We start from the raw sequence: 23,885 nt of genomic DNA, 5'->3' as shown, positions 1-23,885 counted from the left end.
AATTGGACCTGTGCCAGCCTGATTCTTGCCAACAGGTGAGCCAGGAGACGCAAATGTCCCAAGCAAGACTGGCGCCGGGCGTTGTCCCCGGTCGCCTTACACCCTACGAACTTGCGGCGAATTTCGTCGATGTCGCGCCGCCCTTGACCGATCACGAAGCCCGCGTCGCGGCAGACCGCTGTTACTTCTGCCACGACGCGCCCTGCGTCACGGCCTGCCCGACCAGCATCGACATCCCGCTGTTCATTCGCCAGATCGCCACCGGCACGCCGGATGCAGCGGCCATGACCATCTTTCACGCCAATATCCTGGGCGGCATGTGCGCCCGCGTCTGCCCGACGGAAAACCTGTGCGAGGGATCCTGCGTCCGCATGGATGCCGAAGGCGACCCGGTGGAAATCGGCGCCCTGCAACGCTATGCCACCGACGGGCTGATGGCCCAGGGCGCACATCCCTTCCGCCGCGCCGCGCCCACTGGCAAGCGGATTGCCGTGGTCGGCGCCGGTCCGGCGGGCCTGTCCTGCGCCCATCGCCTGGCCGCCAAGGGCCACGAGGTCACGATCTTCGAGGCGCGGCCCAAGCCGGGGGGGCTTAACGAATACGGTATCGCCAGCTACAAGGCCGTGGACGGCTTCGCCCAGGCCGAGGTGGACTGGATCCTGGGCGTCGGCGGGATCGAGTTGCGTCACAACCACCGGCTTGGACAAGAAATCACGCTTGAAGCGTTGCGGGCCGAATATGATGCGGTCTTCCTGGGCATGGGCCTGGGCGGCGTCAACGCCCTGCGGGCCGAGGGCGAGGAACGGCGCAATGTCCTTGATGCGGTCAGCTTTATCCGCGACCTGCGCCAAGCCAGTGACCTGACCGCCCTGGCGGTGGGCCGCGACGTGGTGGTGATCGGCGGAGGCATGACAGCGGTGGATGCCGCCGTTCAGGCACGCCTGCTGGGGGCGGAAAACGTCACCATCGTTTATCGGCGCGACCAGTCGCAGATGGGCGCCAGCCGCCACGAACAGGACCACGCCACCAAGGCTGGGGTGCGGCTTGTCTGCAATGCCGCCCCCGTCAATATCCACGGCAATGGCGCGGTGGTCGAGGCCGAGTTCGCCTATACCGCCGTTGATCCCGATGGCGGTCTGCACCTGACCGACGATCGCTTCCGCCTCAAGGCCGACCAGGTGTTCCGCGCAATCGGGCAGCGCTTGGACGGCGTGCCCGACACCTTGGCACTGGATGGCGGCAAGATCGGCGTGGCCGGTCCGGGCCGCACCAGCATCCCCGGCGTCTGGGCAGGCGGCGACTGCGCGACGGGCGGCGACGACCTGACCGTCACCGCCGTGGCCGAAGGGCGCAACGCCGCCGAAGACATCGACGCCCACCTGACCGGACGCCCGGTCGAAATCCCCGGCTGAGGAGTTTTCATCATGGCAGACCTGCGCAGCGATTTCATCGGCATCAAGTCCCCGAACCCCTTCTGGCTGGCATCAGCGCCCCCCACGGACAAGGAATACAACGTCCGCCGCGCCTTTCAGGCCGGCTGGGGCGGCGTGGTGTGGAAGACGCTTGGTTCCGAAGGCCCGCCCGTCGTCAACGTGAACGGGCCTCGATACGGCGTGATCCACGGACCCGACCGCCGCGTCCTGGGGATCAACAACATCGAACTGATCACCGACCGCCCGCTCGAGGTGAACCTGCGCGAGATCAAGTCGGTCAAGCGCGACTATCCCGACCGCGCCTTGGTCATTTCCTTGATGGTGCCTTGCGACGAACAATCCTGGCGCGACATCCTGGCCCGGATCGAGGATACCGGCGCCGATGGCGTAGAACTGAACTTCGGCTGCCCCCACGGGATGTCCGAACGCGGCATGGGCAGCGCCGTGGGCCAGGTGCCGGAATACATCGAGATGGTGACGCGGTGGGTCAAGCAATACAGCCGGATGCCCTGCATCGTGAAACTGACCCCCAACATCACCGATGTGCGCCAACCAGCCGAGGCCGCGATGCGCGGCGGCGCCGATGCGGTCAGCCTGATCAACACGATCAACTCGATCACCTCGGTCGATCTGGACCTGTTCGCCCCCGAACCCACCATCGACGGCAAGGGCGCGCATGGCGGCTACTGCGGACCGGCGGTCAAGCCCATCGCGCTGAACATGGTGGCCGAGATCACGCGCAACCCCGCCACCCACGGTTTGCCCATCAGCGGCATCGGCGGCGTGACGACCTGGCGCGACGCGGCCGAGTTCATGGCGCTTGGGGCGGGCACGGTGCAGGTCTGCACGGCGGCGATGACCTATGGCTTCAAGGTGGTGCAGGAAATGATCTCGGGCCTGCGGGATTACCTGGACAGCCACGACATGGCGATGTCGGACCTGATCGGGCGCGCGGTGCCCAATGTCACCAACTGGAACCAACTGAACCTGAACTATGTGACCAAGGCCCGGATCGACCAGGATCTGTGCATCAAATGCGGGCGCTGCTATGCCGCCTGCGAGGATACCAGCCACCAGGCCATCGCGATGAAGCCCGGCCGCGTCTTCGAGGTGATCGAGGAGGAATGCGTCGCCTGCAACCTGTGCCTGGACGTCTGCCCGGTGGAAAATTGCATCGACATGCGCGAACTGGCCGTGGGCGAAATGGACCTGCGCACCGGCATCCGGCGCGGCACCTATGCCAACTGGACCACGCATCCGAACAATCCGATGGCAGTCAAGGCAGCCGAGTAAGGAAGATGGTCGGGGCGAGAAGATTCGAACTTCCGGCCTACGGTACCCAAAACCGTCGCGCTACCAGGCTGCGCTACGCCCCGACGCGTTCCGTTTAGCGGATCGCGTCGGCGGGGGAAAGCCCTAGCCGCAGGGAAGTGCAGCCAAATCCTGATGCAGCCGGGGATGGGCCATGGGCTGCCCCACGGCCAGGCCCATGCGCGCCGCCTCGCCCCCGCCGATCTCGAGGATCATCTGGCGGTCGGGGTCAGGATCGCCGGGGGCAGCGCCCGGAATGGGCGTTTCGTCCAGCGGCACGGCGTTGGGATGGATGTGGCGGATTACCCCCGCCTGGTCCAGGAAAACGAGATCCAGCGGGATATAGGTGTTGCGCATCCAGAAGCTGACCGCGCGCGGCGTGTCATAGATGAACAACATGCCACTGCCCTGCGCCAGGGTGCGGCGATACATCAGGCCCTGCGCGCGCTCGGCTTCGTCGTCGGCCAGTTCCACCTGAAAGGCAACCGGGCCGCCATCTGTCTGGAAAATGGCCTGGTCGGGGGAGCATAGGATATCGGCGACGCAGGGGGCTGCAAAAGCCGCCGATAGAACAAGGAAGGCAACCGCCGCCCTATTCGGCGACATGCGCCATGAAATCCTTGATGTCCTGGACTTGGTCACCCAGATTTTCGTCCGCAAGAGAGCTTGCGCCCTGTTCCGTGCCCCGATCCCAGCTTGTGACCTGCGCAGCCATCAGCCCGCGCGGGCCCTCGACCACACGGATCCCGATCGCCTCGCCGATGGCAAGGTCGGCAAAGCCGGAATGGCGCAAAACCTCGACATGGAGGAAAACATCGTCGGGATGGCCGAAGATATTGGCAAAGCCAAATCCCTTGGCCTTGTCGAACCACTTGACCCGGGCCGGCCGCAGCGGCAGCGCCTCGAGATGTTCGATGATGCCGTTGTCCAGATCCGCAATGGGTGCCGACCCGTCCGAGATGGGCGGTTCGATCGACACAACCTCGGTCGCCTGCAGCCCGCGCTGTGTGGGCTGCATCCAGACCGTCACGCGTGACTGGTCGGCCACAGAACTGCGCCCGAAATTCCTGAGAACGTTGGCGTGCAGCAGAATGTCCGCGCCGCCTTCCTCGTTCAGGATGAAGCCATAGCCCTTGGTCGGGTCAAACCATTTGACCAGTCCGGAAACAAGCTTCAGTCCCTTCTCATCCGTCATCATTCCACCACATGCGCTCAGCGCGTCTTGTCCTGCCCCGAATTCAACCAACCCAACCGTTCAATACCTGCGCCTGCGATCAGCTGTCGTTCACGGAAGACAACGGCGCAAAATCTGCGCCCATCAACCATGGTCAGCCACCAAGACCCTTTCGTCAAGCCCTAGGGTGACAGCCGCTTGGCAAACCATGCACCGGAGGCCTCTTTGTCCCACCGGAACCGGTCATGCAACCGGAAAGCGCCATCGGCCCAGAACTCGATCTGCTGGGGCGCGATCCTGAACCCGCCCCAGAACGGGGGCCGGGGCGGATGGGTGCCGTGGCGCAACCCCTGCCGGGCGGCTTCGGCCATCAGCGCCGCGCGGCTTTCCAGCGGTTGCGACTGGCGCGATGCCCAGGCGCCGATCCGGCTTTGCAAGGCGCGGCTGTTGTAATAGGCATCGGCCTGTTCGCCCTCGACGCGGGTGACAGAACCGCGCACCCGGATCTGCCGGCGCAGGGATTTCCAGTGCATCACAAAGGCGGCGTTCCCGGTTGCCGCGATCTGCTGGCCCTTGGCGCTGTCATAGTTGGTGTAAAAGACAAAGCCGCCGTCCGCGCCCTGCCCCTCGATGTCCTTCAGAAGGACCATGCGCACGTCGGGCATACCGCCGCTGTCCACGGTTGCAAGGGCGATGGCGTTGGGGTCGTTGGGTTCGGTCTTTTCCGCCTCGGCCAGCCAGCGGCGTGCGATGTCGAACGGGTCGTCGCCCGCGAACAGTCCGTCTCGATCAGCCATCTGCGTGTCCTTGCGCTTGATGCTTGCAACCCTTTGGCCTAAGCACCTTTCACAAAGGGTTGAAACCGCGAGAGACCGCACATGTCAAGCGAGCAGAAGCATGGGTTGATGGCTGGCAAGCGCGGCCTGATCATGGGATTGGCGAATGACAAGTCCATTGCCTGGGGCATCGCGCGGGCCGTGGCGGCCCAGGGCGCGGAACTTGCCTTCTCCTATCAGGGCGAGGCGCTGAAGAAGCGCGTCGATCCGCTGGCAGCCCAACTGGGATCGTCCCTGGTTCTGCCCTGCGACGTCAGCGACGAGGCGTCCATCGCGACACTGTTCCAGACCCTTCGCCAAGAATGGGAATCCCTCGATTTCGTGGTTCATGCGATCGGCTTTTCCGACAAGGACCAGTTGCGCGGCCGTTACTGCGACACGACCCGTGACAATTTCATGATGACGATGGATATTTCCGTCTATTCCTTCACCGCGGTTTCGCGGCACGCCGCAGCCATGATGCCGGACGGGGGCAGCTTGCTGACGCTGACCTATTACGGCGCCGAACGGGTGATGCCGCATTACAACGTGATGGGCGTGGCCAAGGCGGCGCTGGAGGCATCGGTGCGTTACCTGGCAGAAGATCTGGGCAAGGACAGGATCCGCGTGAACGCGATCAGCGCCGGTCCAATCAAGACCCTGGCTGCCAGCGGCATCGGCGATTTCCGCTATATCATGAAGTGGAACGAACTGAATTCCCCCCTGCGCCGCAATGTCACGACCGAGGATGTGGGCAATTCGGCGCTGTATCTGCTGTCGCACCTGGGCGCGGGCGTCACGGGGGAAACGCATCACGTAGATGCGGGCTATCATGTAGTGGGCATGAAGGCCGTGGACGCGCCCGACATTGCGACGGTCAAGAAGGACTGACCGGGCGCCATGACCATCACCGCCGACCAGCTTGCCTTGTTCGTGGGCACCCTGTCGGTGGCGATCCTGTCGCCCGGCCCCGGCGTCATCGCGGTCAGCCAGGGGGCCTTCGCCTTGGGCCGCAGGCGCGCCCTGCCCTATGGCTGGGGGTTGGCGATCGGGGCATCGGTATGGTGCATCTTTGCGCTGCTGGGCCTGACGGTGGTCTTTCGCACCCTGCCGTGGACCTATGTGGCACTGAAAATGATCGGCGGCGCTTATCTGGCATGGATCGCCTTTAAGATGTGGCGCCACGCCCCCGACCCCCTGCCCGACCCGGCGGAAAGCAGCCGGGGAATGGGCTTCCTGGGCGGAATGATGCTGAATATGTCGAATCCGAAGCCCGCGCTGTTCTATTCGGCCGTGCTTCTGTCGATCTTCCCCGCGCTGCTGTCGGCGGGCGACAAGCTGGCGATCTATGCGACGGCGGTTTCGGTGGAACTGGCATTTTATACCGTCCTTGCGTCGCTGATGGCTTTGCCTTGGCTGCGGCGCAGGTATTATGCCGCCAAACTCTGGATCGACCGCGTGGCGGGGCTGGCAATCGGGTTGCTGGGCCTGTCGCTGATCCTGCGCCATTGAAAGGGAACGCCATGATCGACCGCCTGCCCCACGAAAAAGGTTTCCATGTCAGCTGGGACCAGTTGCATCGTGACGCCCGCGCCCTGGCCTGGCGCCTGGACGGGACCGACTGGCGCGCCGTCGTGGCCGTGACGCGCGGGGGCCTGGTGCCCGCCATGATCGTCGCGCGCGAACTGGACATCCGCACCATCGATTCGATTTCCATCCGGTCCTACAAGGGCGTGGGGGCCGAGGCGGGCCAGGGCCAGCTTGAGGTTCTGAACCATCCCGACCCCGCCCTGATGGGGGATGGCGAAGGGATTCTGGTCATCGACGACCTGGTCGATTCCGGCCGCACCCTGGAACTGATCCGCGATATGTATCCCAAGGCGCATTTCGGCACCGTTTATGCCAAGCCCAAGGGCAAGCCGATGGTCCAGACCTATGTGACCGAGGTCAGCCAGGACACCTGGATCTTCTTTCCGTGGGACATGGCGCTGCAATACGTCCAGCCCTATCGCGGCGAGGACTAGAGTCCGGCAGGGCGTTTTTGGGCCTGCGGCCGGAACCGACAGGCCCACAAGGCATTGTCTCCTCAATCGCGCATCGCTTGTTATGCGCGGCATTTCAGGAGGAAAGACATGCACAAGCTGATGTTGAGCACCGCCCTAGTTCTGCCGTTGATGATGGGCCAGGCGATGGCCCAAGACACCGCAACGACGCCTGCCCCCGCCGATCCCGCGACCGATGCGACCACCATGGGCGCCGATACTGCGCCCGCCGCCGAAGTCCCCGCGTCCGAGAACACCGAGGCTGCGGCAGACGAAGCTGACGCGGCCGCCGTGGCAGCCAGTGGCAAGGTCGAACAGCAGCAGGCCGAAAACGAACTGCGCATCGACTGGATCACCGATGCCACCGTCAATTCTCCCGACGGCAATGCCATTGGTGAAATCAACGACGTGATCGTCGATGCAGAAGCAGGCACGATGAAAGCTGCCGTGATCGGCGTGGGCGGCTTCCTGGGGATCGGCGAAAAGCAGATCGCGGTTCCGTGGGATCAACTGACCATCAACTATGACGCCCAGCAGATCTCCAGCGACCTGACCCAGGAAGAAGCCGAGGCTGCGCCGGAATATGTCTTCCGCGAACAGGAAGCAGCCCCGGATGCCATGGCCGGTGGAACGACCGCAGGTGGTGGCATGGCCACGGACGGCACCGCAGCCGATGGCACGATGACGACGGCGCCCATGCCCGGCGCACCGGTTGCCACCGATCCGGCAATGACCAGCGATCCGGCAGCAACCCCCGTGGCCACGCCTGATTCGGCGGCGTCCACGACCACCGATCCCGCCATGGCCGATCCTGCCGCGACCGGCGCCCCTGCCCCGGCAGATACTGCGGAAACCCCCGCTACCCCGCCGATGGGATCCGATGCGGCGGCACCTGCGGCGGACGGCACGACGCCTGCGCCTGCCAACTGATTTCTTGCCCTACCACGACGCGGACGGCCCCCGATGAGGGGGCCGTTTGTCGTTCAGTTGCCCCGAACGAAACGTGCCGCGCCTTCGGCGGCGCGTTGCAGGGCACGGCTTTTGTTCACTGTTTCCATGAACTCGGATTCAGGGTCGCTGTCATAGACGACGCCACCCCCTGCCTGGATATACAATGCGCCCTCCTTCAGCACGCCGGTCCGAAGGGCGATGCACATATCCATCTCGCCATTGGCCGCGAAATAACCCACCGCGCCGCCATAAACGCCGCGCTTTTCGGGTTCCAGTTCGTCGATGATCTGCATCGCGCGGACCTTGGGCGCGCCCGATACGGTGCCAGCGGGCAGCCCTGCCAGCAGGGCAGACAGCGCATCCTCTCCGTTGCGCAATTCGCCCACCACGTTGCTGACGATGTGCATGACGTGGCTGTAACGCTCGATCACGAACTGTTCGGTGGGTTTCACCGTCCCCGGCCTTGCCACGCGGCCCACATCGTTGCGGCCCAAATCCAGCAGCATCAGGTGTTCGGCCAGTTCCTTGTGATCGCACAGCAGGTCGGCTTCCAGGGCGCGGTCCTCGGCCTCGTCGGCGCCGCGCGGCCTTGTTCCCGCAATGGGGCGGATCGTCACCTCTCCGTCGCGCAGGCGCACCAGGATCTCGGGGCTGGCCCCGACGATCTGAAACCCGCCCAGATTCAGGAAGAACATGAAGGGCGACGGATTGGTGCGCCGCAAGCTGCGATACAGCGCGAATGGCGGCAGGGGGAAATCCATGCGCCAGCGTTGGCTGGGCACGACCTGGAAAATGTCGCCCGCGCGGATGTAATCCTTGGCCTTGTCCACCGCCGCCAGATAACCGGCCTTGGAGAAATTCGACACCGGCTCGCCGATCCGGGCGTCATGGCCCAACGCCCGAGGCTCGGACGGCTGGCGGTCCAGCGACCGCAGCGCATCCATCACCCGTTCCGCGGCCTGGGCATAGGCGGCGCGGGCATTGTCCGTCCCGTCGTGCCAGGCGGGCGCGCACAGCGTCACCTCGCCCTTCACGCCGTCCAGGACAGCGACCACGGAAGGGCGCAACAGCATCGCGTCGGGCAGGTCCAGCGGATCGGGGTTCACGTCCGGCAGATATTCGACCAGCCGGATCATGTCATAGCCCAGGTATCCGAACAGCCCCGCGGCCACCGGCGGCACGCCGTCGGGCATCGCCTCGATCCGGCTTTCGGCGATCAGGGCGCGCAAGCTGTCAAGCGCGGGGCGGTCGTCGGGCTGGAAGTCGTCCGAAAACCGCGCCTGCCTGTTGATCCGGGCGCGGCCATCGCGGCAGTCCCAGATCAGGTCGGGCTTCATGCCCACGATGGAATAGCGGCCCCGAACCTCGCCCCCCGTAACCGATTCCAGCATAAAGGACATCGGCGCGGCATCCGTCAGCTTCAGCATCAGGCTGACGGGCGTATCCAGGTCGGCGGCCAGTCGGATGGTGACAAGCTGGTTCTGCCCGGCCTTCCACGCCGCCTCGAAGGCGGCGAAATCGGGTGTCAGATCCATCACTGGACCTGCGCGTTGATGGCGTTGATGGCGGATTGGTCCAGCGTAATCCCGGCCTCGCGCTGCACGGCGCGGGCGTAATAGTCGAAGATGTCCGATTGCAGCGATTGCCCCAGGCGATCCTGGACCGCGCCGGTGATGCGCTGCCCGTCCTCGCCCGTCAGGTCCGCCTCGTCTATGGCGTCAAGGCGCAGCAGGATCACCCGGTTTTCCGCGTCCACGATCTCGACCTCGCCCACCTCGGCGATGGCAAAGGCGCGGGCCACGGCATCCGCCGGGACGCCCTCGATCCAGCCGTCGCGGGTGATATCCTTCACCTCGGTCCATTCGGGGGCGGGCTGGCCCTGGTCGGGGGCGGGAGACAGGCGCTGTTCCTCGGCCAGGGCCAGAAGCTGGCGATGCGTTTCCGCCCGGCGCCAATCGGCCTCGACCTCGTCGCGCACGTCCTCGAAGGGGCGCAGGGTCGGCGGAACGACCTGGTCCAGGCGCAGGGCAAAGACGCCGCCGTCGTCTAGGCTGACCAGTTCGGGGAAATCGGCCTCGGATGTTTCCGCCGCACGGGCGCGGAACGCCTCGTAACCGGCGATGCTGCCTTCGGCGGGCGCGGCGTCGGCAAACCATTCAAGGGTGCCAAGCTGCAACTCGGTTTCCTCGGCCACCTGTTCCAGCGAGGCGCCGCCTGCCAGCAGATCCTCGTATTCGGCGGCGCGATCCTCGATGATACGGGCGGCGCGGTCCAAAGCGGCCTCGGCGCGCAGGTCGTTCTGCGCGTCCTCGAACGCGATGTCGACCGGCTCTAGGATGGCATGGATCGCGAACAGTGCGGAACCAAGGTCGGTGTCGATCGGGCCGACGACCCCGGTTTCACCCGGTGCAAAGACCGCCGCGCCCGCCGCGCCCAGATCGGCCTGGGTCACCTCGCCCAGTTCGGCATCCTCGGGCTGCAATCCGCGTTGCAGGACAAAGGCCTCGAAGGGCGCGGTGCCTGCGTCGATCTGGGCCTTTGCGGCCTGGGCATCATCGGATGTGGGAAAGACAAGACGGCTGACCAGGCGGCGTTCGGGCCGCTGGAATTCGTCGATCCGCGCGTCATAGGCCGCACGCAAGGCGTCCTGATCCAGGTCCACATCGGGCGCGAGCATTTCCGGCGTCAGCCAGACATAGGTGATCTTGCGCATCTCGGGCGCGGTGAAGCGGTCGGCATTGGCGCTGTGCCAGGCCGTCAGCGTCGCCTCGTCCGGCTCGGCAATGGGGGCGGGCAGCATATCCGCCGTCAGTTTGCGCCAAGCCACATCACGGCGTTCCAGGATCCATTTCGCAGTCGTCTCGACCGCCGGTTCGGGCGCGGCAACACCGCCTGCAACGGCACGCTGGATCAGCAGCCGGGCTTCGTCCATGCGGATTTCCCGTTCGAACTCGGCCTCGGACAGGTTCTCGCGGCGCAAGACCTCGGCATAGGCGGCGCGGTCGAAGCTGCCGGTCGGTCCGCGGAAGGCAGGGGCGTCCAGGATCGTCTGGCGCACCCGTTCGTCGCCCACGGCCACGCCGATCCGGCGGGCCTGTTCTTCCAGGGCGGCGGCGGTGACAAGCTGCGACTGGACCGCCTGGGGCAGGCCGATGGCCTGGGCCTGCGCCATGCTGATCGCCTGGCCGGTCTGCTGCTGATAGGCGTTCATCTGGTTGCGCAGCGCGCGGGCATAATCATCGGCGGTGATCGTCGTGCCGCCGACGGATCCGATGGCGGTCGATCCGCCCGAAAAGCTGGTCACGCCGAACCCGCCCAGGCCCAGAACCATCAGGCCCATCAGCACCCAGACGATGGTGGATTTCCCGTGTGTCCGCAGGTTCTTCATGGCCCGGCCTTCCTTCGTGATCGTGTCGGGTTTCTTTAGGGCGCGCGCGGCCCCGCGACAAGCCTGTCAGCCGGAAAGGCCGCGCAGCCGGTCAGCCAGGGCAGCGATCTGGACCGCGTCGATATTGGCAAAGGCGATGCGCAGGTGGCGGGAACCGGCGGGATCGTCCGCTGGCATGAACATGGTTCCGGGCAGCGCCAGCACGCCGATATCCGTCACCATCCGCCGCGCCAGATCGGTCGAGGATTCGGCCAGCGGATGCTGCACCCAGGCGAAATAGGCTCCTGCGCTTTTCACGCGCCAGCCCGGCAAGGCGGACAATGCGGCCACCGTCGCATCGCGGCGCGCCAGGATTTCCGCCCGTTCCCCCTCCAGCCAGTCGCGCAGGTTCCCCATCCCCCACAGCGCGCCGATCTGGCCCAGTTGGGACGGGCAGATCGCGACGGTGTCCAGGAACTTCTCGACCTGTGCCATCCGCATTTCGGACGCGATCAAGGCCCCCACCCGATGCCCGGTCAGCCGGTAAGCCTTGGAAAAGCTGTAAAGCTGGATCACCGTCCGGTCCCAGCCGGGACGCGTCAGCAGATCATGCGGCAAACCGCTGCGGCTGTCGAAATCGCGGTATGTTTCGTCCAGGATCAGCGCCAGGCCCCGGCTTTGCGCCAGATCGAAGAACCGCGCGACCAGATCGGCGGGATATTCCGCCCCCGAGGGATTGTTGGGCGTCACCAGCACGATGGCCCGGCAGCGCGGCCCGATCAGCCGGGCGGCCAGGTCCGGATCAGGCAGCAGGTCGTCGCCGCAGGGCAAAGGCACCGCCTGGATGCCCTGCATATCCAGCCACATCTTGTGATTGAAATACCATGGCGTCGGCAGGATCACCTGATCCCCCGCTTGCGCCAGCGTGGTGATAGCGGCGCAAAAGGCCTGGTTGCAGCCCTGTGTGATCGCCACCTGCGCAGGCCCGACCGCCCCGCCATAGCTGCGCGAAAACTCCTCGGCGACGGCGCCGCGCAGGTCCGCGTTGCCCAGCACCGGACCATAAAGATGCGCCTCGGGACGGTTCAAGGCCGCCTCGGCCATCGCCTGCCGCAGCGCCATCGGCGGGGGATCCACCGGGGCGGCCTGGCTGACATTGATCAGGGGGCGGTCAGGGGGAAAGCTTACGCCTGCCAGCCACCGCCGCGCCTCCATCACCGGGGGCGCAACGGTCGCGGCAAGGACGGGGTTCAGGCGGGCAATATCAGTCACGCGGCAATCCTTGCAGGTCGGACAGATCGGGGGGCAGCGACAGGTCCAAGGAGGGGACAGCCGGTCCCGGTGTCGCGCGGCCGGGCAGGTCCAGCGGCATCGCGGGTGCTGCATCGGGGGCGTCGGCGGCCATGGCACGGTCGGGCGCTGCAGGCAGGCTGGGCTGCGCCAGGACGGCGGGACGGTCCAGTTGCGGCGCATCCTCGCCCGTGTCGGGGGCCGCCTGGACCGGGCCGTCCTGCTCTCCTGCCGGTTGGGGGCGCGGTTCGGCGGCGGTTACGGCCACCGGTGCCGGTTCGGATGCGGGGGCCATGACGGCAGGCGCCTCGGCGGGGACGGGACGCTCGGCCGTCAGGGGCGCCGGCAGGCGCGGCGCCGCGTCCCCGCCGCGCCCGAATTCGGACCCGAGCGGCAGATCGACCGATCCGGCCTGCGGGACATCGCCGGCTTGCGGCGCTGGCCGGGGTTCGACTGTCACGGCCTGGGGTGTCGGTTCCACGGCAGGCTCGACCTCTGGCCGTGGCAAGGGCGCGGCCAGCGACAACACGGCCACGGCGGCGATGCTGATGACACCGCCATGCAGAAGACCTGTCCAGAAACCGCGTGCCATGTGCCCCTTCGCATCCGTGCCGGTCTTGACCCCCCGGCGCGCTTTGGCCCATCTATAGCGGACCCGTTCCGGCGGGGAAACCGCCACCATATCAGGGCGCCCATCATGATCCTTCTGATCGATAACTATGACAGCTTCACCTGGAACCTCGTGCATTACCTGGCCGAGGCCGGGGCCGAGGTCGTGGTGCGCCGCAACGACGCCCTGAGCGTGGACGAGGCCCTGGCAATGAAGCCTGACGGGATCGTGATATCCCCCGGACCCTGCGATCCCGCGCAGGCAGGCATCTGCCTGGACCTGATCCGCACGGCCGCCGACCGCGCCATTCCGCTGTTCGGCGTCTGCCTGGGCCACCAAGCCATTGGCGAGGCGTTCGGCGGCAAGGTGGTGCGCGCCAACCGCATCATGCATGGCAAGACCGATGCCATCAGCCATGACGGCACCGGGGTCTTTGCCGGGCTGGCCTCGCCCCTTGTCGCCACGCGTTATCATTCGCTGACAGTGGAACCCGAAAGCCTGCCTAATTGCCTGCGCGTCACGGCGACATCCGATGACGGTACCATCATGGGTCTTGTCCACGAGGCGCTGCCCATCGAAGGCGTGCAGTTCCACCCTGAATCCATTGCATCCGAACACGGGCACGAGATGATCCGCACCTTTCTGGCCCGCTGCGCCCCGCGACAGGCGGCCGCATGAGCGTGACCGACATCCGCCCGCTGATCGGCATCGCTGCAACCCGGCCCCTGACGGCGGACGAAGCCGAAGCGGCGTTCTCGGCCCTGTTCGACGGTGCTGCAACCCCGGCCCAGATCGGCGGCCTGCTGATGGCACTGCGGGTGCGGGGCGAGACGGTCGATGAAATCGCCGCCGCCGTCCGCGCCATGCGCAAGCGGATGAACCGCATCACGGCGCCCGAAGGGGCCATCGACATCGTCGGGACCGGCGGCGATTGCAAGGGCACGCTGAACATCTCGACCGCGACGGCATTCGTGGTGGCCGGGGCGGGCGTGCCGGTGGCCAAGCATGGCAATCGCAACCTGTCGTCGAAATCAGGTTCGGCCGATGCCCTGACGCAGATGGGCATCAACGTGATGATCGGCCCGCAGGTGTCCCAGCAGGCGATCAACGAGGCAGGCATCTGCTTCATGATGGCCACGATGCACCATCCGGCCATGCGCCATGTCGGCCCGCCGCGCGCGGAACTGGGCACAAGAACCGTTTTCAACCTGTTGGGACCGCTTACGAATCCAGCCTCGGTCCGGCGGCAGCTGACCGGCGCCTTCAGTGCCGACTGGATACGCCCCATGGCCGAGGTGCTGCGGGAGCTGGGCAGCGACGCCGCTTGGCTGGTCCATGGGGCCGACGGCACGGACGAGATCAGCATCGCTGGCGAAACCCATGTCGCGGCGCTTAAGGATGGCGAGATCAGCGAGTTTATGGTGACGCCCGAGGATGCCGGCCTGCCCCGTCACCCGTTCGAGGCGATCATCGGCGGCGAACCTCATGAAAACGCCGCCGCCTTTCGTGCGCTGCTGGGCGGGGAACGCAGCGCCTATCGCGATGCGGTTCTGTTGAACGCGGCGGCGGCGCTGTTGATTGCCGGTCGCGCCGCGGACCTGCGCGAGGGCGCTGCCATGGCCGCCGAATCCATCGACAGCGGCGCGGCAACGGACCGTCTGACCCGCCTGGCCCAGGTCACCGGGACGCCCGAGGCATGAAGCCGCCTAAGGCCTGGAACCGCCTGCCCTTCTTCCAGCAGGACTGGCCCGCGATCCGCGACCGGCTGGAGGAACTGGACGACTGGCTGCCCGGCCCCGCCCTGGTCTTTGCCGCACTGGATACAACGCCGCCGGACCAGGTGCGCGTGGTGATCCTGGGCCAGGATCCCTATCCCACGCCGGGCCATGCGAACGGGCTGGCCTTCTCGGTCGCGCCCGAGGTGGCCCTGCCCCGGTCGCTGAAGAACATCTTTGCCGAACTCCGCGACGACATCGGCGCGGTCCCTTCCACGGGCGACCTGTCGGGATGGGCGCGGCAGGGCGTGCTGCTGCTGAACACATCCCTGTCGGTGCCGCCGGGTGATGCGGGGCGCCACGCGTCCTGGGGATGGGACCGGCTGGCCCGCGACGCCGTGGCCGAGGCGCAAAAGCACGGCCCCCTGGCATTCCTGCTGTGGGGCGCGCACGCGCAAAAGGCAATGGCGGGCCTGCCCCGCCCGCAGGATCTGGTGATCGCGACGGCGCATCCCTCGCCCCTGTCGGCGCGGCGGGGGTTCTTTGGCAGCAAGCCGTTTTCGAAGATCAATAAATGGCTGGAACAGCAGGGCCGCCCGCCGGTGGATTGGGTCGCCTGAAAAGGGGTGCCCCGCTTTCGACCGTAGGGTGCGTGCTTGCACGCACCATGGTCCGCCTCAACAAAGGTGCGTGCAAGCACGCACCCTACGCGTCGTCGTCCCGCTCGGGTGCGCTCAGGGCCTCGAAACCCGTCTTCTGACGGTCGGTCCACAGCAGGTGCAGCGTCAGGCCATTTTCGCCGCTTTCCTCGCGTTCGACGACGCCTGCCTCGTGCAGCCAGGCCCGGCGGCGGCCGTCCGAGAAGGGAAGCACGACCAAGGCAGATGTCTTCGGCTCATCCAGGGCTTCGGTCAGATGCGCGTCGATGGCGGCGACCAGGTCGTCCAGGCCCTCGCCGCTCAGGGCGCTGACGGCCTGGATGCCTTGGGTGCGTGCATCGGTGCGGCGCAGCGCGGCGCGCGTGTCGGCGGACAGCGCGTCGATCTTGTTCCACACCTCGATCAGGGCCACGTCCTCGTCCACGCCCAGGCTTTCAAGGATCTCGGCCACGTCGGCGGCCTGTTCCTCGGTCTCGGGGTGGCTGATGTCGCGGACGTGCAGGATCAGGTCTGCTTCCAGAACCTCCTCCAGCGTGGCGCGGAAGGCGGCGACCAGTTCCGTGGGCAGGTCGCTGATGAAGCCCACGGTATCGGACAGGATGATCCTGCGCCCCTGCCCGCCCCCGGCGCCCGGCAGGCGGATCGCCCGCATGGTCGGGTCCAGCGTGGCGAACAGCATATCCTTCGCAAGAACCTCGGCCCCGGTCAGGCGGTTGAACAGCGTCGATTTTCCGGCATTGGTATAACCGACAAGGGCCACGATGGGATAAGGCACCTTGGCGCGCGCGGCGCGGTGCAGGGTGCGGGTCTTGACCACCCGTTCAAGCTGGCGGCGAAGGCGGGTCATCTGTTCATCGATGGCGCGACGGTCGGCCTCGATCTGCGTTTCGCCGGGACCGCCCACGAAGCCCAAGCCCCCGCGCTGCCGTTCCAGGTGGGTCCAGGCGCGGACCAGCCGCGTGCGCTGATAGGACAGCGCGGCCAGTTCCACCTGCAACACGCCTTCGCGGGTGCGGGCCCGGTCGGCAAAGATTTCCAGGATCAGCCCGGTCCGGTCCAGCAGCTTGACGCCCCAGTCCTTTTCCAGGTTTCGTTGCTGCACCGGGGATACCGGGCCATCGACCAGCACCAGATCAACCTCGGCCGCGGCCAGCCTTTCGCCGATTTCGGCCAGCTTGCCCTTGCCGAACAAACGGCCCGGATCGGGCTTGCGCAGGCGCACGACCTCATCGCCGGTTATCTCGATGCCCGGCAGGGCATGAGCCAGGGCCACGGCCTCGGCCAGGGCGTGTTCGGGTTCGCGCCGCTGGTTGCGGGCGGCCAGATCGGGATGGATCACATAGGCACGGGTTGGCCGTGCCTCGGTCGCGGTAAGTTCCGCCAATCAGTCCTCGCCTTCATAAAGCGAAATGGGTTGGCCCGGCATGATCGTGCTGATGGCGTGCTTATAGACCAGTTGGGACTGGCCGTCGCGGCGCAAAAGCACGCAGAAATTGTCGAACCAGGTGATGACGCCCTGTAATTTGACGCCGTTGATCAGGAAGATCGTGACGGGCACCTTCGCCTTGCGGACATGATTGAGAAACGCGTCCTGCAAGTTTTGCTTGTCGCCAGCCATTCTTTTTTTCCGTTTTTAACTGTCCCGGTCGGAACTCACCATTATGCGGTTGATGGGACGCTTGCAAGCGCCCGAGGTTTTCGGCGCTCAACGCCTCCAGAACTGCGGCGAAAACAGCGCAAGGACCGCCAGCGTTTCCATGCGCCCGACGATCATCGCACCGGCCAGCACCGCCTTGGTAAAGGGGGGAAGCCCGGACCACCCTTCCCACGGGGCAGAGGCAATGCCCGCCGTCGCCTGGAACGCCGGGGTCAGCGGGATCGCGGCGGCCAAGGGGCCGGTATTGGTCAGCGCGGCGATGGACAGGATCGTCGCCGTCTCGATCTCGATCCGCTGGATGGAAACCAGGGCCACCACGGCGGCGATGGATGTGGCGAACAGCATGAAGAAGATGAAGGCCAGGTATGCCCCCTCGCGCCGCAGCCGCCGCGCGATCTGCCCGCCGCCCGCGACGGAATTGGGATGGACGATCCGTTCCATTTCCCGCTGCCCATGCCGGGCCAAGGCATAAACGCGCAGCAGCTTGACGCCCCCCGCCGTGGTGGCGACCCCGCCGCCCATCATCGCCAACCCCGCCAGGATCAGACCGGGCGAGGTCAGGCCCGACCAGGCCCGCGCGCCCTGCCAATCGATCGAGGTCCAGCCGGTGGTGGTCAGGTAGCTGAGACCGTTGAACAGCCCGCCCCAGAAGGCTGCAAGCCCGTTCCTGAGGTCATACACGATCTCGGACGAACCATCCGGCGCGCGGGCGCTTTCGATGGCGCCCAGGAAATGCCGGGCGAACAGCGACAGCGCGACCAAGGCCACGAAACCGCCCGCCATCTTCAGCTCGGGATCGTCGATCAGCCGGTCGCTGGCGCGCAATTCGCCGCCACCGGGCCAGAAGCGGCGCGACAGGGCCGGGATCAGGAACAGAAAGACCGCCATTTCGCCTGCGAGGCCCGAACTGGTGCCGGGGGGGCCGAGGACCGGGGAAATCCCGCTGGTGGACAGCGTGCCCATGGCCCGGCACAGCGCGATCAGCCCCGGATCGCCCAGCATCAGCAGGATCAGCCAAAGGGCCAGGGTCAGGCCTGCATAAACGGGAAAGACCGCGATCGCGGACCGCATAAGCCGGTAATGAGGATGGACAAGCACCGTCTGGAAACCGGGGGCCGACAGGTGGGGGTTCCTGTCCAGCGGATCGGCAGACCGGGGCAGGCGTTCGTAATGCTCGCGCCGCCCATAGGGCTGGGCCATGATCTCGAAGCCGCCGATGTGCAGGGGGGCCAGGATCGCGGTCGCGGCGACCAGGATGAAGAACCCCCCCATCCAGCCCGCCAGCGCCCGCCACAGGTGCAGGGGCATGGGCAGCAGGTCGGCGGAATAAAGCGACGCCCCGGTTGTGGTCAGCGCCGAGGTCATTTCCCACCAGGCGTTGAACAGGCCCGTGTCGGGCATGGCCTCGGCGAAAGGGACTGCCATGATCAGCGGCATCCCCGCATAAGCCGCCAGCATGGTCAGCAGGGCGTCACGCGGCCGCGTCTGATGCGGGTTAGCGGATGTCGCCAGCCCGATCAGCCCCGCCATGACCAGCACCAGCAGTCCCGAGTAAAGGAAGATGCGCGCCAGTTCGTCGTTGTTGTTGACCGAGGCGTAGGCCGCGGGCAGCATCATCGACGCCCCGATCATCGCGGCCAGCAGGACAAACAGCGGCAGGCGCAGCAAGGCGTTCATGGCCGGTCAGAAAAAGTCGATCGAGACCTGCAACAGGCGCTCGACTTCTGGGACGTCCTTGGTCAGGGCGAACATCAGGATCACGTCGCCCTCCTCGATCCGGGTGTCGGGTGCGGGCTTGACGATGCGGTCGCCCTTTTGCACGGCGCCGATCAGCACGCCTTCGGGAAATTCGATGTCGCGGATCGCCCGGCCCGATATGGGGGACGTGGACAGGGCCTGCGCCTCGATCACCTCGGCCTCGGCATCGCCGATGGAATAGATGTCGCGCACCCGGCCATGGCGGATATGGCGCAGGATCGTGGACACGGTGGTGGCGCGCGGGTTGATATAGGCGTCGATGTCCAGCACATCCATCAAAGGCACCATCGTCGGATCGTTGATCAGCGCAATGGCCAGCTTGGCCCCCGCCTGCTTGGCGCGGACCGACGCAAGGATATTGGTCTTGTCGTCGTCGGTCACCGCCAGCACCGCGTCGGCGGTAGGGACGGCAGCTTCCTCCAGCAATTCGGCGGACAGGCCGTCGCCGTTCAGCACGATGGTCCGTTCCAGCCGGTCGGCAGCATATTCGGCGCGCGAACGGTCGCGTTCGATCAGCTTGGCGCGGATTCGGTCGGGCCGTGCCTCCAACGCCTGCGCCACGGCCAGCCCCACATTGCCCGCGCCGATGATGGCGATGCGTTCCTGCTTTAAGGGCGGCTTGCCAAAGATTTCCAGCGTGCGGCCCACATCCTCGCGATGGGCAAAGACATAGATCTGGTCATGGGCAAACAATTGGTCCCCCGGCTCGGGCGCGAACAGCCGCGTCTGGCGGCGCACGCCCACGACGATGGCGCGCAGGGTAGAGAACAGCTCGTTCAACTGGCGCAGGGGCGTGTTCAATGCGGGGCAGTCATCTTCCAGCAGGATGCCCAGAAGCTGCACCTTGCCGCCCATGAAGGTTTCCACGTCAAAGGTGGACGGCGCCGACAACCGTTGCAGGGCCGCGTTCGCGACCTCTCTTTCCGGGCTGATCACCACGTCGATGGGCAGATGGGACGTGCTGTAAAGATCCGAATAGATCGCATCCAGATAGGCGCTGCTGCGCAGGCGCGCGATCTTGCGCGGCACCTGGAAGATCGAATGGGCGACCTGGCAGGTGACCATGTTCACCTCGTCCGAATGGGTCGCGGCAATGATCAGGTCGGCATCGCGCGCGCCTGCCTGGTCCAGGATGTCGGGATGGCTGGCAAAGCCCGTGACGCCCTGCACGTCCAAGGCATCCGTGGCGCGGCGGATCAGGTCGGCGTTGTTGTCGATGACGGTGACGTCGTTCCTTTCGCCCGACAGATGCCGGGCAATCTGCCAGCCGACCTGACCCGCGCCGCAGATGATGATCTTCATGGCCGTTCCCTTGCCGCCCGCAGTGCTGCGTCACGCCATGCCTATGCCGATGGTCTGCGGCGCGCAACTGCCCTGCAGGCGGGATCGCCTGCGCCTATTTCCCCATCAGCATTTCATCTTCGGCCCGCATCCCGCCGACCACGCCCAGCGATTTCAACTTGCGGTGCAGGGCGCTGCGTTCCATGCCCACGAACTGCGCGGTGCGGCTGATATTGCCGCCGAAACGGTTGATCTGTGCCACGAGATATTCGCGTTCGAACATCTCGCGCGCCTCGCGCAGGGCCATGGCGGTGATCTGGGGGCCCAGGGCAAGGGCGTCGCTGTTGTCGGGCGTGGCGCCCTGGGGTTCCAGTTCGGCGGGCTGGATCGGGCCGGTCCCCTCGGCCAGGATCAGGACGCGCTCGATCACGTTGCGCAACTGACGGATGTTGCCGGGCCACCGCATGGATTGAAGGGCGGCAATCGTTTCCTCGGGCAGATTGCGCGGGGTCAGGCCCTGCGTGCGGTGGCAGATGTCGATGAAATGGCGCGCAAGCGGGGCAATGTCGTCGCGACGTTCGGCAAGCGACGGCACGGCCACCGGCACCACGTTCAGCCGGTCGTAGAGTTCCTGGCGGAACCGGCCCGCAGCGATCTCCGCCGGAAGGTCACGGTTGGTCGATGAAATCACCCGCAGATCGACGCGCACACGGTCCGCGCCGCCTGCCCGCACGAATTGCTGTTCTGTCAGCACGCGCAGGATTTTCGGCTGCGTTCCCATGGGCATATCGCCCACTTCGTCGAAATAGATGACGCCGCCGTGGGCCTGTTCCAGCAGGCCGGGTTCGATCCCGCGCTCGGGCGTTTCGCGGCCGAACAGAACCTCCTCCATCCGTTCCGGCTCGATCGTGGCGCAGGGAACCGTGACAAAGGGCGCGCTCGCACGCGGGCTGTGGGCGTGGATATAGCGGGCGGCCATTTCCTTGCCGGTGCCCGGCTCGCCTGCCAGCATGACGCGTCCATTTGATTTCGCCACCTTGTCCAGGGCGTCGCGCAGGCGCTTGAAGGCAACGGAATGGCCCAGCATTTCCGCCACCCGGTCGCCGCCGCGCCGCAGGGTGCTGTTTTCCCGGCGCAGCCGGCTGGTTTCCATGGCGCGGTTCACCACCACCATCAACTGGTCGATGTTGAAAGGCTTTTCGATGAAGTCGTACGCGCCCTGCTTGATCGCGGCCACCGCGATCTCGATGTTGCCGTGGCCGGAAATGATGATCACCGGCACGTCGGGATTGTTGCGCTTGACCTGCTTGAGGATGTCGATCCCGTCCATCCGGCTGTCCTTCAGCCAGATGTCCAGAACCATCAGCGCAGGCTGGCGGTCATTGAGGGCGGCAATCGCCTCGTCCGAGTTCGCGGCCAGGCGCGTCTCGAACCCCTCGTCCTTCAGGATATCCGCGACCAGTTCGCGGATATCGCGTTCGTCGTCAACGATCAGGATATCGCTCATATCGGTGCTGCCTCATCTTCTTTTGTTTTTGTCTTGCGTTGTGCGCCGCGCACGGGATGGCGTTCCCGCGGCAGGCGTATTTCGGCCATCGCCCCCTGCCCGTCCGGCCTGTCGGACAGGGACAGGCTGCCGCCGTGTTCCTCGACGATCTTCTTGACAATGGGCAGGCCCAGCCCCGTGCCCCCGGATTTCAGGGTCACATAGGGTTCGAACAGGCGCGACCGGTCGGCGGGCAGGCCGGGGCCGTTGTCGGAAATGCGGATCGTCACTGCATCGTGGTCGGCCTTCATGGCGACGGCGACCCTTGCCGACCAGCCTTCCGGCGGATTTCCCCGAACTTCGTCAACGGCTTCCCCCGCGTTCTTCACCAAGTTCGTGAAAGCCTGCCGCAGCATTCCCGCGTCGCAATCGACGATCACCGGCCCGGCGGGGATCTGCGTGGTCAGTGCGCCTTTCAACGCGTCCTGTTGCAGCAACGCAACCTCGCGCAACAGCGCGGCAAGATCGGTTTCCGCGCGGTCGGGTTCGGGCATCCGGGCAAAGCGGCTGAATTCATCCACGATCCGGCGCAGATCGCCCGTCTGGCGGATGATGACATCGGTGTACTGGTCCAGGGAGGCCTTGTCCTCGGGCGATGCCAACTTGCCGAACTTGCGGCGCAGGCGTTCGGCGGACAGTTGAATGGGCGTCAGCGGGTTCTTGATTTCATGCGCGACCCTTCGCGCTACATCGCCCCAAGCGGCCATGCGCTGCGCGGTCACAAGCTCGGTCACGTCGTCAAAGGCCACGACATAGCCTTCAAGATCGCCATCGGTGCCGCGCCGGACCGCCATGCGCACCAGCAGGCTTTCGACGCGGCCTTCGCGCATCAGCCGCACCTCATCCTGGACGGTTTCCGCCACGGATGCGGACAAGCGGTCGAACAAGGGTTCGAATTCCGGCACCAGCTCGGACAGAAGGGCGTCGATGTCGCGCTTGGGATCCAGGCCCAGAAGGCGGCTGGCGGACCGGTTCACGAAGTCGATTTCCCCTGCTGCGTCCAGCCCGATCACCCCCGACGTGACGGAAGACAGCACATTGTCGAACAGCCGCCGCTGTTCGTCGCTGATGCGATAGCTGTCGATCAACTCCTCTCGCTGGGCCTTCAACTGGCGGGTCATGCGGTTGAAGGACTGGCCGAGGGTCTGGATCTCGTCCCCGGTGTCGGGTTCGGGCACCTGCACATCCAAGTTTCCATGGCCCACCTGTTCGCTGGCAAGCGCCAAAAGCCCGATAGGCCGTGACAGGCGGGATGCGAACCACAAGCCCAACATCACGGCGGCAGCAACCAGCAGCAGCGCGAAAGCTAGATAGACCAGCGAGAATTCGAACAGAACCTGGCTGCGGGTTTGTTCCAACTGGCGATAGCTGCCGACGGTCGCGCGCGTGTCGTCCACCAGGCCCAGCAGGGCGCCGTCCACGTCGCGCGTCACATACAGGTAACGGTCGGCCAGCGGCGGCAGGGCCACCAGGGCGCGGAACTCGTTGTTGTCCCAATCCTCGATCAGCGCGACGCCCTCGGACTGAGCGCGGTCCAGATCGGCGCTGCCCGGCGCCTCGTACCAGAACAGATAGGACCGTTCGCCGCGCGCGCGGATTTCGCCGGTGCCGCTGATGACATAGGCCTCGCGCAGGCCCCGCTGGATCAGCCCCTGGCCCTGGACCAGAAGCTGACGCATTTCCCCATCCTCGATTATCGGGTTGGCGCGTCCGGCCTGGGTCAGGATATTGGCCAGGGCACGCGCATCCTGGGTCAGGTCGCGGCGATGTTCCTCCTGATAGGCCTCGGCGGCGGCTTGGGATGTCGTGACCACCTGCTGCACCCGGCCCGAGAACCAGCCCTCAAGCCCGATATTGACCAGAAAGCCCGCGAACAGCGCGACCAACACCGTGGGGATCAGGGCCAGCCCGGCAAAGACCAGCACAAGGCGCGCGTGCAGCCGCGATCCGGCGGCGGTATTGCGCCGCGCGGTGATCAGCCGGGCCATACGCAGGACGATAAAGCCGATCAGCACGATCAGATAGGCCAGATCCAGCAGCAGGATCAGCCGCAGCATCCGGCTTTCGGCGCCCTGGGCCAGTGGCCCAAGCACGGTCATGGTGGCGCCCGCCAGCATCATCCCGATCACCAGCACGCCAGCGGCCATGGCCCCGCGCCAGTGACGCGGCAATGTGATGCTTGCGAGCCTGTCCCAGCTCAGCCCTGACGTGGCGCCTGCCATTGCCCCCACCTGCCGTCTGACGCGGCTTTCTGTTGCAGCGCCGATACGCTGGCG

At 66.0% G+C, this 23,885-nt stretch carries 22 protein-coding genes and 1 tRNA gene; 9 read left to right on the top strand and 14 right to left on the bottom strand.

Going from position 1 to position 23,885, the window contains the following annotated elements:
• Positions 1-53 precede the first annotated feature (53 nt).
• Entirely contained in the window at positions 54-1,412 is a 1,359-nt protein-coding gene (locus LZ585_RS05465; RefSeq protein WP_234855407.1) for an NAD(P)-dependent oxidoreductase, read from the top strand.
• 12 nt (positions 1,413-1,424) lie between these two features.
• Positions 1,425-2,726, top strand: coding sequence for an NAD-dependent dihydropyrimidine dehydrogenase subunit PreA (gene preA, locus LZ585_RS05460; protein WP_234855406.1), 1,302 nt, complete (start codon positions 1,425-1,427; stop codon positions 2,724-2,726).
• 6 nt (positions 2,727-2,732) lie between these two features.
• Here preA and LZ585_RS05455 read toward each other — a convergent pair.
• The 4 genes from LZ585_RS05455 to pdxH all read right to left on the bottom strand — a co-directional run bounded on the left by LZ585_RS05455 (position 2,733) and on the right by pdxH (position 4,715).
• A tRNA-Pro gene (locus LZ585_RS05455) sits at positions 2,733-2,809 on the bottom strand.
• A gap of 40 nt (positions 2,810-2,849) precedes the next feature.
• Positions 2,850-3,350 carry a DUF192 domain-containing protein gene (locus tag LZ585_RS05450; RefSeq protein WP_234855405.1) on the bottom strand — a complete coding sequence of 167 codons (501 nt, stop codon included), beginning with the start codon at positions 3,348-3,350 and terminating at the stop codon, positions 2,850-2,852.
• Positions 3,337-3,942, bottom strand: a complete 606-nt coding sequence (locus LZ585_RS05445) for a cold-shock protein (protein ID WP_234855404.1) — start codon at positions 3,940-3,942, stop codon at positions 3,337-3,339. Before LZ585_RS05445 ends, LZ585_RS05450 begins: the two co-directional genes overlap by 14 nt.
• 158 nt (positions 3,943-4,100) lie before the next feature.
• Positions 4,101-4,715 carry a pyridoxamine 5'-phosphate oxidase gene (pdxH, locus tag LZ585_RS05440; RefSeq protein ID WP_234855403.1) on the bottom strand — a complete coding sequence of 205 codons (615 nt, stop codon included), beginning with the start codon at positions 4,713-4,715 and terminating at the stop codon, positions 4,101-4,103.
• An 81-nt stretch (positions 4,716-4,796) separates the two neighbouring features.
• Between pdxH and fabI the strand changes: the two genes are divergently transcribed.
• The 4 genes from fabI (at position 4,797) to LZ585_RS05420 (ending at position 7,705) form a co-directional block, all read left to right on the top strand.
• Positions 4,797-5,624 (top strand): enoyl-ACP reductase FabI, encoded by an 828-nt coding sequence (gene fabI, locus LZ585_RS05435; RefSeq protein WP_234855402.1) that lies wholly within the window; start codon positions 4,797-4,799, stop codon positions 5,622-5,624.
• A gap of 9 nt (positions 5,625-5,633) precedes the next feature.
• Positions 5,634-6,245: a LysE family translocator gene (locus LZ585_RS05430; RefSeq protein ID WP_234855401.1), complete on the top strand. Its 612-nt coding sequence runs from the start codon at positions 5,634-5,636 to the stop codon at positions 6,243-6,245.
• A gap of 11 nt (positions 6,246-6,256) precedes the next feature.
• Positions 6,257-6,757, top strand: a complete 501-nt coding sequence (gene gpt / locus LZ585_RS05425) for a xanthine phosphoribosyltransferase (RefSeq protein ID WP_234855400.1) — start codon at positions 6,257-6,259, stop codon at positions 6,755-6,757.
• A 108-nt stretch (positions 6,758-6,865) separates the two neighbouring features.
• The gene (locus LZ585_RS05420) at positions 6,866-7,705 is read left to right on the top strand and encodes a PRC-barrel domain-containing protein (RefSeq protein ID WP_234855399.1); all 840 of its coding nucleotides are present in this window, start codon (positions 6,866-6,868) and stop codon (positions 7,703-7,705) included.
• A gap of 53 nt (positions 7,706-7,758) precedes the next feature.
• Here the strand turns inward: LZ585_RS05420 and trpE are convergent, their stop codons facing one another.
• The 4 genes from trpE to LZ585_RS05400 form a co-directional block, all read right to left on the bottom strand.
• On the bottom strand, positions 7,759-9,261 hold the full coding sequence (gene trpE, locus LZ585_RS05415; RefSeq protein ID WP_234855398.1) for an anthranilate synthase component I: 1,503 nt from the start codon (positions 9,259-9,261) through the stop codon (positions 7,759-7,761).
• Positions 9,261-11,114 carry a peptidylprolyl isomerase gene (locus LZ585_RS05410; RefSeq protein WP_234855397.1) on the bottom strand — a complete coding sequence of 618 codons (1,854 nt, stop codon included), beginning with the start codon at positions 11,112-11,114 and terminating at the stop codon, positions 9,261-9,263. The genes trpE and LZ585_RS05410 overlap by 1 nt, the downstream gene beginning before the upstream one ends.
• 66 nt (positions 11,115-11,180) lie before the next feature.
• The gene (locus LZ585_RS05405; protein ID WP_390625099.1) at positions 11,181-12,365 is read right to left on the bottom strand and encodes an aminotransferase; all 1,185 of its coding nucleotides are present in this window, start codon (positions 12,363-12,365) and stop codon (positions 11,181-11,183) included.
• Positions 12,358-12,975 (bottom strand): hypothetical protein, encoded by a 618-nt coding sequence (locus tag LZ585_RS05400; RefSeq protein ID WP_234855396.1) that lies wholly within the window; start codon positions 12,973-12,975, stop codon positions 12,358-12,360. Before LZ585_RS05400 ends, LZ585_RS05405 begins: the two co-directional genes overlap by 8 nt.
• Positions 12,976-13,080: 105 nt before the next feature.
• Between LZ585_RS05400 and LZ585_RS05395 the strand changes: the two genes are divergently transcribed.
• From LZ585_RS05395 to LZ585_RS05385, 3 genes are read left to right on the top strand one after another with little or no spacing between them, the layout of a single operon-like run.
• Positions 13,081-13,671: an anthranilate synthase component II gene (locus LZ585_RS05395; protein ID WP_234855395.1), complete on the top strand. Its 591-nt coding sequence runs from the start codon at positions 13,081-13,083 to the stop codon at positions 13,669-13,671.
• Complete coding sequence (gene trpD, locus LZ585_RS05390) at positions 13,668-14,693, top strand: anthranilate phosphoribosyltransferase (protein WP_390625098.1); 1,026 nt, start codon at positions 13,668-13,670, stop codon at positions 14,691-14,693. The genes LZ585_RS05395 and trpD overlap by 4 nt, the downstream gene beginning before the upstream one ends.
• Positions 14,690-15,328 (top strand): uracil-DNA glycosylase, encoded by a 639-nt coding sequence (locus tag LZ585_RS05385; protein ID WP_234855394.1) that lies wholly within the window; start codon positions 14,690-14,692, stop codon positions 15,326-15,328. The genes trpD and LZ585_RS05385 overlap by 4 nt, the downstream gene beginning before the upstream one ends.
• 85 nt (positions 15,329-15,413) lie before the next feature.
• Here LZ585_RS05385 and hflX read toward each other — a convergent pair whose 3' ends face one another.
• The 6 genes from hflX to LZ585_RS05355 all read right to left on the bottom strand — a co-directional run bounded on the left by hflX (position 15,414) and on the right by LZ585_RS05355 (position 23,831).
• Entirely contained in the window at positions 15,414-16,751 is a 1,338-nt protein-coding gene (gene hflX / locus LZ585_RS05380) for a GTPase HflX (protein WP_234855393.1), read from the bottom strand.
• Entirely contained in the window at positions 16,752-16,985 is a 234-nt protein-coding gene (hfq, locus tag LZ585_RS05375) for an RNA chaperone Hfq (RefSeq protein ID WP_020949330.1), read from the bottom strand.
• An 87-nt stretch (positions 16,986-17,072) separates the two neighbouring features.
• Positions 17,073-18,701 (bottom strand): potassium transporter TrkG, encoded by a 1,629-nt coding sequence (locus tag LZ585_RS05370; protein WP_234855392.1) that lies wholly within the window; start codon positions 18,699-18,701, stop codon positions 17,073-17,075.
• Positions 18,702-18,707: 6 nt separating this feature from the next.
• Positions 18,708-20,084, bottom strand: a complete 1,377-nt coding sequence (trkA, locus tag LZ585_RS05365) for a Trk system potassium transporter TrkA (protein WP_234855391.1) — start codon at positions 20,082-20,084, stop codon at positions 18,708-18,710.
• A 94-nt stretch (positions 20,085-20,178) separates the two neighbouring features.
• Positions 20,179-21,570 carry a nitrogen assimilation response regulator NtrX gene (gene ntrX, locus LZ585_RS05360; protein ID WP_234855390.1) on the bottom strand — a complete coding sequence of 464 codons (1,392 nt, stop codon included), beginning with the start codon at positions 21,568-21,570 and terminating at the stop codon, positions 20,179-20,181.
• Entirely contained in the window at positions 21,567-23,831 is a 2,265-nt protein-coding gene (locus tag LZ585_RS05355) for a sensor histidine kinase NtrY-like (RefSeq protein ID WP_234855389.1), read from the bottom strand. Before LZ585_RS05355 ends, ntrX begins: the two co-directional genes overlap by 4 nt.
• Positions 23,832-23,885: the final 54 nt, after the last annotated feature.

The organism is Paracoccus everestensis, assembly GCF_021491915.1.
GTDB classification, from domain to species: domain Bacteria; phylum Pseudomonadota; class Alphaproteobacteria; order Rhodobacterales; family Rhodobacteraceae; genus Paracoccus; species Paracoccus everestensis.
The sequence above is the reverse complement of the archived record's forward strand: the minus strand, read 5'-3'. Positions and strand labels throughout refer to the sequence as shown.

Coding starts and splice junctions, on each gene's coding strand:
- LZ585_RS05450 (WP_234855405.1), bottom strand. CDS start 3,350: ATGTCGCCGAATAGGGCGGCGGTTGCCTTCCTTGTTCTATCGGCGGCT.
- LZ585_RS05410 (WP_234855397.1), bottom strand. CDS start 11,114: ATGAAGAACCTGCGGACACACGGGAAATCCACCATCGTCTGGGTGCTG.
- trkA (WP_234855391.1), bottom strand. CDS start 20,084: ATGAAGATCATCATCTGCGGCGCGGGTCAGGTCGGCTGGCAGATTGCC.
- LZ585_RS05370 (WP_234855392.1), bottom strand. CDS start 18,701: ATGAACGCCTTGCTGCGCCTGCCGCTGTTTGTCCTGCTGGCCGCGATG.
- trpE (WP_234855398.1), bottom strand. CDS start 9,261: ATGGATCTGACACCCGATTTCGCCGCCTTCGAGGCGGCGTGGAAGGCC.
- LZ585_RS05445 (WP_234855404.1), bottom strand. CDS start 3,942: ATGATGACGGATGAGAAGGGACTGAAGCTTGTTTCCGGACTGGTCAAA.
- LZ585_RS05400 (WP_234855396.1), bottom strand. CDS start 12,975: ATGGCACGCGGTTTCTGGACAGGTCTTCTGCATGGCGGTGTCATCAGC.
- LZ585_RS05355 (WP_234855389.1), bottom strand. CDS start 23,831: ATGGCAGGCGCCACGTCAGGGCTGAGCTGGGACAGGCTCGCAAGCATC.
- LZ585_RS05420 (WP_234855399.1), top strand. CDS start 6,866: ATGCACAAGCTGATGTTGAGCACCGCCCTAGTTCTGCCGTTGATGATG.
- ntrX (WP_234855390.1), bottom strand. CDS start 21,570: ATGAGCGATATCCTGATCGTTGACGACGAACGCGATATCCGCGAACTG.
- pdxH (WP_234855403.1), bottom strand. CDS start 4,715: ATGGCTGATCGAGACGGACTGTTCGCGGGCGACGACCCGTTCGACATC.
- hfq (WP_020949330.1), bottom strand. CDS start 16,985: ATGGCTGGCGACAAGCAAAACTTGCAGGACGCGTTTCTCAATCATGTC.
- LZ585_RS05430 (WP_234855401.1), top strand. CDS start 5,634: ATGACCATCACCGCCGACCAGCTTGCCTTGTTCGTGGGCACCCTGTCG.
- preA (WP_234855406.1), top strand. CDS start 1,425: ATGGCAGACCTGCGCAGCGATTTCATCGGCATCAAGTCCCCGAACCCC.
- fabI (WP_234855402.1), top strand. CDS start 4,797: ATGTCAAGCGAGCAGAAGCATGGGTTGATGGCTGGCAAGCGCGGCCTG.
- LZ585_RS05385 (WP_234855394.1), top strand. CDS start 14,690: ATGAAGCCGCCTAAGGCCTGGAACCGCCTGCCCTTCTTCCAGCAGGAC.
- LZ585_RS05395 (WP_234855395.1), top strand. CDS start 13,081: ATGATCCTTCTGATCGATAACTATGACAGCTTCACCTGGAACCTCGTG.
- LZ585_RS05465 (WP_234855407.1), top strand. CDS start 54: ATGTCCCAAGCAAGACTGGCGCCGGGCGTTGTCCCCGGTCGCCTTACA.
- trpD (WP_390625098.1), top strand. CDS start 13,668: ATGAGCGTGACCGACATCCGCCCGCTGATCGGCATCGCTGCAACCCGG.
- gpt (WP_234855400.1), top strand. CDS start 6,257: ATGATCGACCGCCTGCCCCACGAAAAAGGTTTCCATGTCAGCTGGGAC.